This is a genomic window from Motilimonas pumila, from assembly GCF_003596335.1.
Classification (GTDB): domain Bacteria; phylum Pseudomonadota; class Gammaproteobacteria; order Enterobacterales; family CBDFNC01; genus Motilimonas; species Motilimonas pumila.
In genome coordinates this window covers 67,978-82,482 of the sequence record NZ_QZCH01000020.1, presented here as the reverse complement: position 1 = coordinate 82,482, position 14,505 = coordinate 67,978, and the positions used below count along the sequence as shown (strand labels likewise).

General features: G+C 46.0%; 13 protein-coding genes. 7 read left to right on the top strand and 6 right to left on the bottom strand.

Translation table 11 applies throughout. The features are described 5' to 3' along the window. The first annotated feature begins 256 nt into the window (after nt 1-256). Nucleotides 257-622, top strand: coding sequence for a DUF805 domain-containing protein (locus D1Z90_RS14735; protein WP_119911547.1), 366 nt, complete (start codon nt 257-259; stop codon nt 620-622). A 22-nt stretch (nt 623-644) separates the two neighbouring features. Next, complete coding sequence (locus D1Z90_RS14730; RefSeq protein WP_119911546.1) at nt 645-1,325, top strand: SDR family oxidoreductase; 681 nt, start codon at nt 645-647, stop codon at nt 1,323-1,325. 51 nt (nt 1,326-1,376) lie between these two features. Here D1Z90_RS14730 and olsF read toward each other — a convergent pair whose 3' ends face one another. Further along, a complete protein-coding gene (gene olsF, locus D1Z90_RS14725) occupies nt 1,377-3,110 on the bottom strand; it encodes a bifunctional ornithine lipid synthase OlsF (protein WP_119911545.1) in 1,734 nt (577 codons plus the stop codon). A gap of 173 nt (nt 3,111-3,283) precedes the next feature. Here olsF and D1Z90_RS14720 point away from each other — a divergent pair, with 173 nt between their 5' ends. Then, nucleotides 3,284-3,742, top strand: coding sequence for a hypothetical protein (locus tag D1Z90_RS14720; RefSeq protein WP_119911544.1), 459 nt, complete (start codon nt 3,284-3,286; stop codon nt 3,740-3,742). 49 nt (nt 3,743-3,791) lie between these two features. Here D1Z90_RS14720 and sodB read toward each other — a convergent pair whose 3' ends face one another. Then, nucleotides 3,792-4,373: a superoxide dismutase [Fe] gene (gene sodB, locus D1Z90_RS14715; protein WP_119911543.1), complete on the bottom strand. Its 582-nt coding sequence runs from the start codon at nt 4,371-4,373 to the stop codon at nt 3,792-3,794. A 216-nt stretch (nt 4,374-4,589) separates the two neighbouring features. On the opposite strand from sodB, the gene D1Z90_RS14710 reads away from it, so the two are divergent. After that, nucleotides 4,590-4,928: a Grx4 family monothiol glutaredoxin gene (locus D1Z90_RS14710; protein ID WP_119911542.1), complete on the top strand. Its 339-nt coding sequence runs from the start codon at nt 4,590-4,592 to the stop codon at nt 4,926-4,928. Nucleotides 4,929-5,034: 106 nt separating this feature from the next. Here D1Z90_RS14710 and D1Z90_RS14705 read toward each other — a convergent pair whose 3' ends face one another. Together D1Z90_RS14705 and rnt are read right to left on the bottom strand one after the other, a co-directional pair. Next, nucleotides 5,035-6,357 carry a Na+/H+ antiporter family protein gene (locus D1Z90_RS14705; RefSeq protein WP_119911541.1) on the bottom strand — a complete coding sequence of 441 codons (1,323 nt, stop codon included), beginning with the start codon at nt 6,355-6,357 and terminating at the stop codon, nt 5,035-5,037. Between the two features lie 129 nt (nt 6,358-6,486). After that, the gene (gene rnt / locus D1Z90_RS14700) at nt 6,487-7,125 is read right to left on the bottom strand and encodes a ribonuclease T (RefSeq protein ID WP_119911540.1); all 639 of its coding nucleotides are present in this window, start codon (nt 7,123-7,125) and stop codon (nt 6,487-6,489) included. Between the two features lie 32 nt (nt 7,126-7,157). On the opposite strand from rnt, the gene D1Z90_RS21345 reads away from it, so the two are divergent. Continuing rightward, nucleotides 7,158-7,319, top strand: coding sequence for a hypothetical protein (locus D1Z90_RS21345; RefSeq protein WP_158587150.1), 162 nt, complete (start codon nt 7,158-7,160; stop codon nt 7,317-7,319). Next, on the top strand, nt 7,249-8,118 hold the full coding sequence (locus tag D1Z90_RS14695; protein WP_119911539.1) for a flagellar protein MotY: 870 nt from the start codon (nt 7,249-7,251) through the stop codon (nt 8,116-8,118). The genes D1Z90_RS21345 and D1Z90_RS14695 overlap by 71 nt, the downstream gene beginning before the upstream one ends. A gap of 89 nt (nt 8,119-8,207) precedes the next feature. Here D1Z90_RS14695 and D1Z90_RS14690 read toward each other — a convergent pair whose 3' ends face one another. Together D1Z90_RS14690 and D1Z90_RS14685 are read right to left on the bottom strand one after the other, a co-directional pair. Then, nucleotides 8,208-10,439, bottom strand: a complete 2,232-nt coding sequence (locus D1Z90_RS14690; protein ID WP_119911538.1) for a GGDEF/EAL domain-containing response regulator — start codon at nt 10,437-10,439, stop codon at nt 8,208-8,210. Further along, a complete protein-coding gene (locus D1Z90_RS14685) occupies nt 10,432-12,459 on the bottom strand; it encodes a sensor histidine kinase (RefSeq protein ID WP_119911537.1) in 2,028 nt (675 codons plus the stop codon). Before D1Z90_RS14685 ends, D1Z90_RS14690 begins: the two co-directional genes overlap by 8 nt. Before the next feature lie 299 nt (nt 12,460-12,758). On the opposite strand from D1Z90_RS14685, the gene D1Z90_RS21340 reads away from it, so the two are divergent. Further along, nucleotides 12,759-14,462: a hypothetical protein gene (locus tag D1Z90_RS21340; RefSeq protein ID WP_158587149.1), complete on the top strand. Its 1,704-nt coding sequence runs from the start codon at nt 12,759-12,761 to the stop codon at nt 14,460-14,462. Nucleotides 14,463-14,505: the final 43 nt, after the last annotated feature.

The following is a 14,505-nucleotide window of genomic DNA, read 5'->3' as shown; positions in this document are numbered from 1 at the left end:
AGAATCACTTCCATGTATCGTGCTCAATGATCTGATCGCAGTTTTCGAGAAAGGTTCCCTATTTAGTCAACAACGCCAGTTGAACAAGCCAACGCTGCGTATTCTAGTTCGAATGATTAAGTTAACAAATTGGTGAGTAAGCATAACTTGTACGTCACTTTATTAATAAGTTGAGAGCTTTATCACTTAATCTTTGTGAGCTTTTTTTGATATCTTCTTGTGCGATTTATTTAATAAAGTTAATTAAGGAATAGTTATGCAGTGGTACATCAACGTTTGGAAGAATGCGTTTAATTTTTCCGGTCGTGCGCGTCGTAAAGAATATTGGATGTTTTATTTAATCAACATGTTGGTATCTCTTGCGCTGGTTTTTGTCGATATGGCAATCAGTGGTGGTTCGCTAGAATCTGGCGTCGGTATTCTCAGTATTATTTATAGTTTTATCTTGGTTATACCCGCTCTAGCAGTGACGTTTCGTCGTTTACACGACACCAGTCGCAGTGCTTGGTGGATATTAATTTGTTTGATCCCTTTGGTGGGCGCAATTATATTGCTTATTTTCATGGTGCTTGATAGCTCTGAAGATGAAAATAAGTGGGGTGAAAACCCAAAAGCACAATAACCCACATTCGCAAGGAAGCAATATGCAAACCGTTTTAATCTCGGGGGTTGGCCGAGGGATTGGCCTAGAGTTGTGTCGCATTTTTTTAAGCCGTGGTGATAAGGTGATAGGCACTTACCGCGGTAATATTGGTGCTGCGCTGCAAATGTTAATTGGCCCGCACCTTACTTTAGTGGAATTAGACGTCACAGATAACGTCGCCATTACTGAATTAGGCAACAAGTTTGCCGATACTGCCATCGATTTACTCATTAATAATGCGGGAGTGATTGGCCCTGAAGGCAGTTTAGCGCAAGATATTGACAGCCAGCAATGGCTGCATACTTTTCATGTCAATACCATAGCGCCATTTCAGCTAACGCAAGCATTATTGCCCGCTTTACAGCAATCATCGAAAGGGCGTGTGATGACTCTTTCTAGTCAAATGGGCTCACTGCATCGAGCAACGACAGGCATGGTGGCCTATCGCACTTCAAAAGCCGCAGTAAACAAAGCCATGCAGGTTTTAGCCCTAGAATTAACCCCTATGAAGATCGCTATGTGCATGGTTCATCCAGGTTGGGTGCAAACTGATATGGGCGGCGCAGACGCCGATATTAGCGTGGTAGAGAGCGCGCAAGGTTTGGTTAAAGTGAGCGATCAGCTCAATATGGATCGAACCGGTCAATTTTTAACTTGGCAAGGCGAAGTGCATCCTTGGTAAATGCCCTTTGCCCTGAGCAAGGCTTACTTTCTGTAGAGCTGGTTATCAAGCTTACGCTACTGTAGTTTGACTGACGTGGCTATCAATGTAGCGACTACGCTTGTTGGCTTTAAGCTGATTAAGATCAACCAAGACCAAGCCGTCGATGCAATTATTAAAGTCTGGGTCGACCCCAAAATCCAAAAACTGCACACCGCCAAAGTCACATACTTCACTGTATTGCTTATAAAGGGTAGGCACGGCGGTACCCATGTTATCTAACACGGTTTTTAAGGTCGTAAAATCTTTCTTGTAGTCGTTTCCGACAAACTCAACGCCCAAGGATTCGGGCAAATTTTTATCTACCAAATAAGGTACGTTCGCTGTGGCTAAGGTTTGCGGAGCGGAAAAGTAAAGCTGGTAAAAATATATTAATAAGTCTTTGGCGTTTTTAGGCAATTTATCGCTGATGCTTACTGGGCCAAATAAATAGCGGTACTCCGGGTGCTTGGCAATAAAAGCGCCGATGCCAAGCCAGAGGTAATCGAGACTGCGCCTGCCCCAGTATTTGGGCTGCACAAAGCTGCGACCAAGCTCAAGGCCTTGCTCAAAATAGGGGGCCATTTCATTCTGATACTGAAACAGCGTTTGGCTATACAAGCCTGTATCAGCGGCTTGTTGCAAACACTTCTTAGCTTCTGCAAAACGATACGCTCCCGCTATTTCAAGGTCGTCAGGATCCCACAAAACTAAATGCAAATAATCACTGTCGTAATGGTCTATGTCTCGCTTGGTGCCGGTACCTTCCCCGACGGCTCGAAACGCTAGCTCTCGTAATCTACCAAGCTCTCGTAAAATGGCTGAGCTGCCACTGTGGCGATAAAGGTAAATATGTTTGTTATCTGGGGTGAAGCCAAGCGCTTCGCACTGTTCTATTGCTTGTTTTAACACTACCCTATTCTCGGGGTGGGCAATGGGGCTTTCTGTGCGAAAGTAACCATTTTTACCCTTGGCCACACGGTAGGTTTGTTTTTGAAACAGCCTGACCTTGGCGCTCTTAGACAGCTGCGGCCCTTGATAACTGTCGTAAGGCACCATTTTTCCCACCGTCATTTTCACCGTGTTGGCATTTTGTTTGAACATCTCTTTGACTAACAACATGGTGGCCAATGGTTTATACAGCATGGAAGTACCGTAAAACAGCGCGGAGTTTCGGGCTTGAATATGAATGGGCAAAATAGGAGCTTGAGCGCGGCTGGCAATGCGCAAAAAACCACTGTTCCATTTTGTGTCTTTGATGCCGGTAGGGCGCAGACGTGAGACTTCGCCCGCAGGAAAAATAATCAGAGCACCTTCGCTTTGCAGGTGGTTATGAATGTTTTGCAGATTGTCTTTGACCGTCAGTCCATTCATGTTGTTAACGGGCAGCAGGGTCGGGCGCAGTGGTTTAATCGACATTAACAGCTCATTGGCAACCACTTTAACGTCGGGGCGAATGCGTTGCAGTAATTGTAATAATGCGAGACCGTCTAAAGAGCCGATAGGGTGGTTGGCGATAATCACAACCTTGCCGGTGACAGGAATACGGGCGATTTCGCGGTCTGTGGTACGATAGCTAAAGTCAAAGTAGTCGAGCACTTTCTCAACAAAATCATAGCCACTGAGGTGGGGGTATTGTTGTTCAAAGTCGATGAATTCTTGCTCGTGTAATAACCGGCGTAAAAAGTAAGTTAAAGGTTTTCTAAGCCACGGCTTATTGTTCAGTTTTGGAAAGTGCTGAGAAACGACTTGGTCGACAGAGAACATAACATTGATTCCTTTTTGTACGACCATAGGTAAGCAATGTGACAGTTCAGCGGCAAAAAAATGGCAGCTTGATGAAATGTTGCGCAAATTGTGATGAAAGCAGCGTTGTTTGACTGGCAGATCAGAGGGATGTGTTATCCTTAGTAGAAATAGTTTAATGCTTGGTTTTATTTATGTTTTTTTCGTCTAAGACATTGCTTGTCGCGACCATTGTGCTTGCTAATAGCCCCGTTTTTGCTGCACCTTGCTCAGATGTTGATTTACCCGCGATAGATGCTTCCGAGAAATCCCTTACCGCGCTAAATGCGCAGCTGCAATCTGCGCCCATATTGTTGGATGAAGAGAAAGTGTTTGATATGCAAGGCAGCGCTGATGAAAAGCTGGTCGCGATCATTGAAACCTTGGCGCAGAGTTATTGCCTTGCCGGGTTCAGTTTTGCCGCAACCGTGCAGCAGCTGGCGAGTGACCCAGAAGGGCAGATCTATCCTTTTAACGGTATCGGCAATGAGATCAGAGGCACCATGACGACCCTTGATTTCCTATTGCAATCTGAAGAGGGACAAACGTTGGCTCAACAACGTGGCTGGGTGGATAAAGCGTATTTAGAGTGGTATAGAAAGGCGGGCATGTAGAAACAAAAAAACCGGCAACTGCCGGTTTTTTTAGAACTGGAGTTGTAGATTATGCGAAGTTCGCAGCTACAAATTCCCAGTTTACAAGTGCCCAGAAACCTTTTAGGTAATCAGGACGTACATTGCGGTAATCAATGTAGTAAGCGTGCTCCCAAAGATCCACTGTTAGGATTGGGGTAACGCTTTCGTCTGTTAGCGGAGTAGCAGCGTTTGACGTGTTTACAATCGCTAGGCTACCGTCAGCATTTTTCACTAACCAAGTCCATGAAGAACCGAAGTTGTTCACAGCTTTGTCGTTTAGCTCTGCTTGGAAAGCTTCGAAAGAACCAAAGCTTGCATTGATAGCGTCTGCTAGTGCGCCTGTTGGCTCACCGCCACCGTTAGGGCTTAGGCAGTTCCAGTAGAACGTGTGGTTCCAAACTTGAGCAGCATTGTTAAAGATGCCACCTTCAGAAGTTTTTACGATCTCTTCTAGAGATTTTTCAGCTAGCTCAGTACCTTCAACTAGGCCGTTAAGCTTAGTAACGTAAGTCTGGTGATGTTTACCGTAGTGGTAAGACAACGTCTCAGCTGAGATGTGTGGTTCTAGTGCATCTTGTGCATAAGGTAATGCTGGTAGTTCAAATGCCATTGCTCTTCTCCATTGCGACGCTTTGCTTTGGCAAAGCTTATTATTTTTCCGGCTACACTTTAGCGTTTTTTCGTGGTTTGATCTAGAACAAGATGCGGACAATTGCATAATCCTTTCAAAACAGAAAGTGGCCTTGAATAGCCCTATAAAATATGCGTTTTTTGTCGCTTGGCTTTCCGCTACAATAGTGCGCAAATATTGCAGTGTGAGAAAATCATGGAAACATTAGACAAGATCAAAAGCCAAATTGAAGAAAACACCATCCTTCTATACATGAAGGGATCACCTAAATTCCCAAGCTGTGGCTTTTCAAGCCAAGCTTCGCAAGCCTTGATGCAATGCGGTGAGCAATTTGCTTACGTTGATATTCTACAAAACCCTGATATCCGTGCTGAATTGCCAAAATACGCTAACTGGCCAACTTTCCCACAGCTGTGGGTGGAAGGCGAGCTGATCGGTGGTTGTGACATCATCATGGAAATGTTCCAACAAGGTGAATTGCAGCCTTTGATTAAAGAAGCGGCTGCAAAAAGCCCTGCGCAAGACGCAGAGTAACCAGAGATACAGATGTAAGGGCGTGGCTGCGGCTGAAATCGCATGACCATTACCCCATAAAAAAAACGGCGCCGAATGAGGCGCCGTTTTTGTTTGCTGCCTTGTGTTACCACACCATGGCGGCAACCCAGCCAAATATCAGCAATGGAATGTTGTAGTGAATAAAGGTAGGCACTACCGAGTCCCAAATATGGTCGTGTTGGCCATCGGCATTTAAGCCTGACGTAGGTCCCAAGGTGGAGTCGGATGCTGGCGAGCCGGCATCGCCCAAAGCTGCTGCCGTACCCACTAGTGCCATAGTTGCCATCGGCGAGAAGCCAAATTGCAAACAGAGTGGGACATAAATAGTAGCGATAATCGGAATCGTCGAAAATGAAGAGCCTATACCCATAGTAATGAGCAGGCCCACCACAAGCATTAGCATGGCGGCCAACGCTTTGTTGTCACCTATCATGCCGCCAATAGACGTTACCAAGCTGTCGACGCCATTGGTCGCTTTCATCACCGCTGCAAAACCGGCGGCGGCAATCATGATAAAGCCTATCATAGCCATCATACGTACACCTTGGGTAAAGGCGTCTTGGGTTTCTTTAAACTTGATCACACCGCCCAAAGTGAAGATGGTAAAGCCGGCAAGAGAGCCTAAGATGATGGAGTCTGCATATAATTGCAAAGACAGGGCCACCACAATCGCAATCACGGCAACCACGATATGCGAAGGGCGAAAGGTTTTGTTCTCCGGCTCAGCTTGCAGAATTTTCTCTTCTGAGTAATGGCGCGGTTTGCGGTAAGTGTAAAACAGCGCTACGAACAAACCCAACACCATGCCACCAACGGGTAACGCCATGGCCAAAGGCAAATCGCCTGCGACCGCGTTTAAGCCGTTATCGTTGAGGTTTTTCAATAAGATATTATTTAAGAAGATACCACCAAAGCCAACGGGTAGTAGCATGTACGTAGCAGTAAGACCTAAAGTGATCACACAAGCAACCGCACGGCGGTCGATTTGAAACTTGGCCATCACGTGCAGCAAAGGCGGAATCAAAATCGGAATAAAAGCTATATGAACCGGCACCAAGTTTTGTGAACTCACCGCAACCAGCAAAATAGAGCCAAATAATACGGTTTTAAACCAAAAGGTATTATTATTGTTTGCGCTGCCGCCAAACGTTTTGATCACCTTTTGAGCCAGTAAATCTGTGATGCCAGAACGCGAAATGGCCACCGCAAATGCGCCCAGCATGGCATAACTTAAGGCGATGGTTGCGCCACCGCCCAGGCCGCCATTAAATGCGGCGATGGTTGCCGTCAAATCTAAGCCGCCAACCAAGCCGCCGACAATGGCACTTAAGGTTAACGAAATAACCACATTGATTCGAAGTAAACTTAACAGCAGCATTAAACACACTGCTATAACAACCGCATTCATCAACTATTCCTTTTTGTTTGGGCAAAAAATAAGTGGCCATATTAGCCACTTAAGAACAGTTGTTATGGTAGCAAACATCGCCAGTTAAAAGTGGCATTAATGCTAAAACATTGACTGAGCGCAAGCCTGTTAGTCTAGTAAAGGCCAGCCACCCAGTGCTTTCCACTTGTTAACCATGTGGCAAAATAGCTCTGCGGTCCGTTCGGTGTCGTACAGGGCGCTATGGGCTTCTTTATTATCAAAAGGAATTTTTGCGCTTTGGCAGGCTTTGGCTAGCACGGTTTGGCCTAAGGTGAGACCGGCCAGCGCTGCGGTATCAAAGCTGGCAAAAGGATGAAACGGTGAACGCTTGATGTTGCAACGCTCTATCGCGGCATTCACAAAACCTAAGTCAAACGCGGCATTATGCGCCACCATAATAGAACGATTACAGCCAATCGCTTTTTGTTGCTTGCGAATGGCCTTGAAGATTTCTTTTAAGGCATGGTCTTCAGACACCGCGCCGCGCAGCGCACTGTGCGGGTTAATGCCGTTAAACTCCAATGCGGCAGGATCTAAATTTGCCCCTTCAAATGGCTCAACGTGAAAGTGCAAAGTTTGACTCGGCACCAGCCATCCGTCTTCGTCCATGTCGGTCAATACGGCTGCAATCTCAAGCAAGGCGTCGGTTTTGGCGTTGAAACCGGCTGTTTCAACGTCAATGACAACCGGAAAGTAGCCGCGAAATCGTTTTGAAAGAGGGTGAACAGTTTTACTGGTGTCAGTCATAGCAATCTTGGTTTGGGATAAAGGCGCATATTATGCCAGAAATTTTCAAATGGAATGAAAAAACATTAAAGAAAGCCTGTCTGTTGCCGATAGCAGTATTATGGTTACGACTGGATATCGACAATGAAACAATGGCAATGGCTTGCTTTGGCGGTGTTATCACCGGCAGCAATGGCTGGCAACAAAGTATTTAAAGCGGATTTAAATAATTCTGTATGGGAAATTACCCAAGCGAATCCGATCCAGTGTACTCTAGACCACAATATTCCACGCTTTGGCCACGCTCGCTTTACTGTGCGGGCGAGCAAGTCGGTTAACCTCGACTTTGCCCTTGACGCCAGAAGGGACACCCCGGTCACACGGTCGGTAACGTTGCGTTCAGTGCCACCTGCTTGGCGACCCGGCGTAGCCGCCCAAGACATAACCTTGGCAAAATTTCATGAAGGCTTTGACGGCTACATTAATGGCCAAAGCGCTTGGGCCATGCTGAGCGAGTTGGCCGACGGGCATTTCCCCACCTTCGTTTATCGCGATTGGTACAACAGTGATAAAGTGACCCAAGTCGCCCTGTCATCGGTTAACTTCAGAAGGCAGTACAACGACTTTGAAGATTGTGTGTCGCAGCTATTACCTTATTCGTTTGAAGACATTTCTTTCAGTATTTTAAACTATGAGAAAAATGGCGCCAAGCTTACGCGACGCTCAAAGCAACGCCTGAAAATGATAGGTGAGTACATCCGTCATGATGAAGCCGTTAATGTTATTTTGGTGGACGGTTATTCAGACAGTTACGGTGGTCGTTGGCACAACCAAGAGTTATCGGAAAAGCGGGCCAATAGCGTTAAAACGTATCTTACCGAACTGGGCATTAATGACAGCAAATTCAAAATTGAAGGTTACGGCGAAAAACGCCATATTGCCGATAACCGGATGAGCTTGCAGCGACCGAAAAACCGTCGCGTGGTGATTTCTTTAGGCAGAGAAGAAATATAGCCAGAAGCTGATTACAAAAAGCCGTTAGATAACAAAAAAACCATACCTAACGTATGGTTTTTGCTTTTACGCTGGAAAAGTATTAGCCATTATCTGTTTTTGTGTAAGCTCAATATCTGCTCTAGGTGCATCGGCTTGTAGAAATAAAAGCCTTGTACCACTTCCACCCCGAGTGACTTGATTAAATCGAGCTGTTCTACCGTTTCAACGCCTTCTACGACGATGCGCTTATTGAGCTGTTGGCAGATCTGCAGCATGCCTTTTAAAATGGCTAGCGCGCTGTCGCTGTGGTCGATAGAGCTGACAAAAGAGCGGTCTATTTTAATCACGTCAAGGGGTAACTTAGCCAAGTAAGCAAGGGAAGAGTAACCCGCGCCAAAATCGTCGAGGCACAACACAAACCCTAACTCCTTCAGCGCGCGCAAATGCAAAATGGCCATGTCGCTGCGGATCAAGGCGTTTTCGGTGATCTCAATTTCAATGCGCGCAATGTCGACGTCGTATTGCGCCATTAACGTTTTTAACTCGCTGATAAAGTCGTGATGATGTAACGAATTGGCTGATATATTGATAGATACAGGCAAATCAATTTCTGGGTGATTGGTCAGGAGCATCAACGCTTGTTTGAATACGTACAAGTCCAACTCAAAATACAGCCCAGAATGTTCCACAATAGGGATAAACGCGACGGGCGGTATCAAGCCTTTTTGCGGGTGTTGCCAACGTATAAGAGCTTCGTAGCCAATAATGCGCTGATGATGTACGGCAACTTTGGGTTGCAGCACCAAGAACAGTTCATGATGGGCTAAGCCATTTCTAAAGTCGGCCAGCATGTCCAGGCGACTGCGCTTGTCTTGTTCAAATTGCGGTTCAAAGCACTTTCCGGCGCCGCGGTGCTCTTCTTTGGCTACCTTTAGTGCGATCTCTGCGTGGCGCAGCAATTCGTCGGCATTAAGTTTATATTGTCCGGCATTTTCATGAGCTTCCCCGAGGGTCACACCAAGGCGAATAGAGTTGCCTTCAACGATCAGGGGTTTTGAACATATTTTGCTGATGGCTTTAATGTCAAATTTAGAATCAGGTAGGGCGATGGCAAACACGTCAGTGTGCAGGCGCGCAATAATGGCTTCGCTGGCAAAACTTTGCCTCAGCTGAAAGGCCATTTTCTTGAGCACTTCACTGCCAAAGTCGTAACCTAGGCTGTCGATAATTTCGTGAAAGTAGTCGATATCAACAATAAAAAGCGTCAGTTTTTCTTCACAGCTTGGATAGCGCTGCTGAGCGTGTTCCATTAAACCGGTACGACTGTATAAGCCCGTTAAATTGTCTGTGTAGGCGGCCTCATTTAAGTGGCTAAAAAATTTCGCATTTTCTAAGCCTAGAGAAATATTTACGCAAAAGACTTTGAGGATTTCTTGGTCGATAACGTCGGGATCCAGGTTGCCTTTCGTGACAATGACCCCTTCCCATTGCGACGGCGTAGACAAGTACAACGCGCTGTATTCTGAGCCAAATATATGTTGTTTTTGTTGCAGCGCGGATTCAACTAACTCGGTTTCTAGGCTGCGGTCGATGTCTTGTAAGGTTTTGCCGTGAATTGTGTTGTACTGCGGCGACGTGGCAACGATTTGAAATGCATTTTGCTGGTCGCTAGCAAGCTCTTCTGGGCCTTTTTGTGGTCGCTGAGAAACGCAGAAAATCCCCTGCGCGCGTAAATTAAACATGGCATTGATTTGTTTTAATACGCCATTGGCAAATTCGTGCACAGAGCGCTCTTTCATTAAGTTGGCCGATGCTCGGATCACGTGACGTAAGCCTTCTTTACTTTCTTCCAAAGAGCACAAATGCACATAAGAACGAATAGCGGTTGCAATTGAGGTATACAACTTGTTGTGGGTTAATTCACTTTTAGTCTTGTAGTCGTTTATTTCGTAGCGGGAGATCACGTCTTCTTCTGGAGCGTAGCCTGGTTGACCAGTGCGCAAAATAATTTGCAGGTTGTTTTGCTGCAAGTCGGTGCGAATGCGGTCAGCAAGTTTTAGGCCTGAGTCGGCTTCTTCCATCACCACATCGAGTAACACCACGGCGCAATCCGGGTGTTGCTGTAACAGTTTAAAGCCCTCTTCGCCGCTATAGGCGCTGATGAACTCCAACTTTTTATCGTTAATGATAACGTCAGCTAAGGCGAGTTTTGTCACCTGATGGACGGCATCTTCATCGTCAATGATGGCAACTTTCCAGCTGCTGAGGTCTTCTCTTTGTTCGTCTTTGATGGCTTTCTCGGCGGAATCATCGACGATATTGATTAACAAATCACTCACTGTCGGCCTCACTCCTTGGGGCTATTAATGGCAGCATCAGCTCAAACGTGGTGCCAAGACGACTGTCCACGGTGACGCTACCCCCTAGTAACCCTGAGATAATATTGTGGACGATGTTTAAGCCCAGCCCTGAACCACCGCGCCCTAACTTAGTGGTAAAAAACGGGTCAAACACTTTGCCGATATTCTCTGGTGGAATACCTTGCCCATTATCAGAAAATAAAATCTTCAATTGATCGCTTTTTTGCTCAAACCGTATTGTGATTAAGCCTTCACCTTGTTCTTCAAATCCATGCAGTACCGCATTGTTAAACAAGTTAGTAATAACTTGGCCAAAGGGACCGGGGTAGCTGTCCATAACAATGTGCTCGCAACCTTCTATTTTGCATGATATGTGGCTGCGTTTGATTTTGTGTTGCAAGGTCGACAGAATTTCTTCCAAGGTTTCTTTCACTTCAAACTCTCGCCTTTTTGAGCTGGTTTGATCGGTGGCAACTTGCTTAAAGTTATGGATCAAGTGAGAGGCTTGTTCCAAAGAGTTATTTAATAATTGCAGCGATTGCAAGGAGTCCGCTTCAAACTTGTCTAAGTCGCTGAGTTTGATTTCGCCAGACTTCACTTTTTCTAAGAAGTGTTCAAAGTTTCTTGCGAGGGTTGTGGAAATTGTCACGCTGACGCCTATAGGGGTATTAACCTCATGAGCCACGCCCGCCACGAGCGCGCCAAGAGAAGCCATTTTCTCTGTCGCAATCAACTTACTTTGGGTGGCTTGTAGCTCTTCTAGGGCTTCTTCTGCCTTTTCTTTTTCCGAGGTGATTGCTTTTTGCATGCCTTGTTCTTTGGATCTTAGCTGGTCAAGTTCTACCAGCTCGGCTTGAAATTGCTTAAGGCTGACGATGACGTCGCTTAACTCGTCATGGCGGCCACTGTCTGGGATCTCAAAGTTGCGTTCTCCCTTACGCAGGGCATCAATTGTTTGGGTGATGGTGTTTATCGGACGAAAAATGTAGCGTCGGGTATACACTGTAATCGAAATAACAAACAGTAATGTTGCAAGACTGGCGATGCCGATCACCCAAGTGATTTGGTCAGCTAGTTCACTTAAGCCCAACATGGCTCGGTCAACTTCACTTCTTGATTGGTATGAAATGTCGTCGAGTAAATCTTCTGCATCTTTAAAGTTTTGATGTTCAAGGTCATCAATTGCTTCTAAGGCTTGCAGCTTAGTGCGAGCTTGGTAACCGTCAAATATGCGGGTTCCGCCTTCTTTAAGCTCGATAAACAGGCGTTTTATTTCTCTTAGCTTGATGATTTCTTCGGGTTTGTTCTCGATTTTTTTAAGTTGCGCTAGGTAGGTTTCAAATTGCAGCGCGTTTTCAAAAAAGGATCGCCGAGCGTTGGAGTCGCCTAATACAAAGCGGTCTAAGTCGGCTAACATATCGCCGGCTTCGTCGACGAGCTCGAGGTAAAATCGAATGCCGGGTAAATCATCTGAAATGACTTCATTTAAGTCTTCTTGGGTACCAATATCGGCTATTTCTTCCTCTTTCATCTCGTTGAGCAGTTTTTCTAATGGTCGGCCAACATTGATCAATAATTGATTTATCTCATTTGCCGCATGGCTTTCTGCTATCGGATTGTAGACTTCAAATACCCTCAGGCGAGCAATTTCTTCATAGGCATCAACGATGCGCTCGAGGTGTTCAATGGTGTTATTGCCGACAAAGTTTTCGGGTATCAAACGACGGAAACGGTGGAATTCATCGAGGTTTGAATAATACTCATGCTTTTCTTCTTTCTCTCCAAGCACGTATTCCAGCATGTTGGAGTTCATGTCACCGAGCTCTTCCAGCATGGCTAAGGTGTTTAATGCCGCGGGCATGTCATGGGCAATCACTTTTTCGGATGCTTGATTAACTTGAGTGCCCAGGTACACCACAGTCGTGGAGAACAGCAAAATGACGAGGGCAATGCCTCCTAATATGAGATACAAACTTGAGGCAATGGAATGTCGCTTCATACACACTTCCTATTAGGCGAATATTACAAGTCTAGTAGAAGTCATGGTAACGACGAGTGGCAAAGGTTGAGATTGTCATTAATTTGATACACTTCACTTTTGCTGCGCTGTAGAACCATGGCTTTTACTGAAATGCACAAATAGTTGGCGATTTATTTGCCTGAACGTCAGAAAAAAAGATAAAAATAATACCTGTTTCACGCTTTAATCTTTGTGAAATTGGCTCAAACCCTTGGAGTGTTAAGCTAAATGCTCGGATTTGCATTGTTAATTTTGCTCATATTTAGAAGGACTTTCACTTGTTTAAAACGCCTGCCTTTTCATATCGCCCCGTTGTCTTGGGAATGATACTCAGTGGCTTGACTGGCTGTGCCACCAATGACGGAGTAAACAAAGAGCTGATCCCGGTAGAGGGGCGTGGGCTTTATGTGATAGGTAATTCATCGCCAGAGTCTTTGATGCATTTACAATATGGCACCATCAAGGAAGGGGTGTTTTATGAGCAACCTTTGTATCAACCGGATTACCAGCGCGTAGGCCCAGATAAGTACATCGTTGGCAGTGCGCGACCGGGGGATGTATTAGCGGTGACGCGTATCGATTTATCAAAAGACGGTATTCATGCCTTTGGCTCGTATGCGCCTTGCGGAGATACCCCGACCTTGGTGTTTGAAATGCCCGCAGAAGGTGGCATTTTTTACATCAATACAGGTCGCTTTGATTACTACATGAATTACATCGACATTGATTATAAATACCAGGCGCAGCGAGCAAAAGATTATTTAATAAAACACTTTCCTGCATACGCAGAGCGAGAAAAGGCAAAAACCGCGCAACAAGTTGCGGCTGCCTGGCGCGCGATAGAGCAAGACATTGCAGAGAAAGCGGAAGCGAGTACCGCAGTTGATGAGCTTGAGCCACTGGCTGAGCCTGTTGTGTTAACCGACATGCCGGCATCTGAGCTTGCTGCAAGCGACACTGGCTTCGCGGAATCGGTCAGCGACTCTGATGACGGACAGGCGGTAAGTGACGGCCTCAACCAATCTGCGACCCTGCCTGACTCGAAAAACACAGACGTATCACAGGTGAATGAGCCTTTATCCCAGGAGGCGACTCAACTTTCCGAGCTACAGCCTGAGCCAGAGCTTGAGCCAGAGCCTGACCAAGAGATTGACCAAGCTCACTCTGCGGAGCAAGCAGAAGCTGGCACACTGGAGGGGGACAGTGTTTCCCCACAAGATGACGAGATTGCGATTGAGAGCGCCCTTGAAAAAGAGGGAATAGGTGATTCTGAGAGTCTTGTCAGTACTGAGATTGATATTGTTGGCGAGCACTCTGCGCCGCAACAAGATGATTCAGATTTACCTCTTGTCATCATTAATGAAGAGGTTGCCATTACTGCAGAATTGAATGCAGCAGCGTTTGATTTTAAAGACGTGGTCGATGCAGACAAGATGGCCAACGTTGACCTTGCACCCAACCTTGCCACTGAATCGAGTACTTTAGTGGTCGACGGCGCTGCAGCGTCGCAAGATACCCTAGAAACAGAAACAGAAACAGAAACAGAAACAGAAACAGAAACAGAAACAGAAACAGAAACAGAAACAGAAACAGAAACAGAAACAGAAACAGAAACAGAAACGCAGTATGCGGCAAATGGCCTAGCGCCCAGCGTTATCGATAACCAACCGGCAAATGACGCACCCGCTCCAGCAGTGGAAGGCGTCTTCGCAAGTGCCGAAGATATTTCAGTGCAGGCTGTTGATGCGGATATAACTCATCAAGGCGTTGATGCCGCAACTTTAGATAAGACGAAGAACGCAGAAATTGCTGCGAGTATGGACTCAGCAGGTATCGATAAGCCGCAAGGTAACCGCGAAGCTGTAACAGACTCGCAACCCGATGGGCAAGACGGGGAGTTAATACAAGAGAAAGTGGCCTATGTGATGCAAGGTGGCAGTTTTATGATGCTACCCACCAGTGTTACTTGCCCTGTAAATTGAGAGAGGTTCGAATTTAAGGTAAAAAAAGGCCATACGTCAGGGT

Bases quoted from the DNA above. Each gene is read 5' to 3' on its own strand.
- D1Z90_RS14735 (WP_119911547.1), top strand. From the start codon at position 257: ATGCAGTGGTACATCAACGTTTGGAAGAATGCGTTTAATTTTTCCGGT.
- D1Z90_RS14730 (WP_119911546.1), top strand. From the start codon at position 645: ATGCAAACCGTTTTAATCTCGGGGGTTGGCCGAGGGATTGGCCTAGAG.
- olsF (WP_119911545.1), bottom strand. From the start codon at position 3,110: ATGTTCTCTGTCGACCAAGTCGTTTCTCAGCACTTTCCAAAACTGAAC.
- D1Z90_RS14720 (WP_119911544.1), top strand. From the start codon at position 3,284: ATGTTTTTTTCGTCTAAGACATTGCTTGTCGCGACCATTGTGCTTGCT.
- sodB (WP_119911543.1), bottom strand. From the start codon at position 4,373: ATGGCATTTGAACTACCAGCATTACCTTATGCACAAGATGCACTAGAA.
- D1Z90_RS14710 (WP_119911542.1), top strand. From the start codon at position 4,590: ATGGAAACATTAGACAAGATCAAAAGCCAAATTGAAGAAAACACCATC.
- D1Z90_RS14705 (WP_119911541.1), bottom strand. From the start codon at position 6,357: ATGAATGCGGTTGTTATAGCAGTGTGTTTAATGCTGCTGTTAAGTTTA.
- rnt (WP_119911540.1), bottom strand. From the start codon at position 7,125: ATGACTGACACCAGTAAAACTGTTCACCCTCTTTCAAAACGATTTCGC.
- D1Z90_RS21345 (WP_158587150.1), top strand. From the start codon at position 7,158: ATGCCAGAAATTTTCAAATGGAATGAAAAAACATTAAAGAAAGCCTGT.
- D1Z90_RS14695 (WP_119911539.1), top strand. From the start codon at position 7,249: ATGAAACAATGGCAATGGCTTGCTTTGGCGGTGTTATCACCGGCAGCA.
- D1Z90_RS14685 (WP_119911537.1), bottom strand. From the start codon at position 12,459: ATGAAGCGACATTCCATTGCCTCAAGTTTGTATCTCATATTAGGAGGC.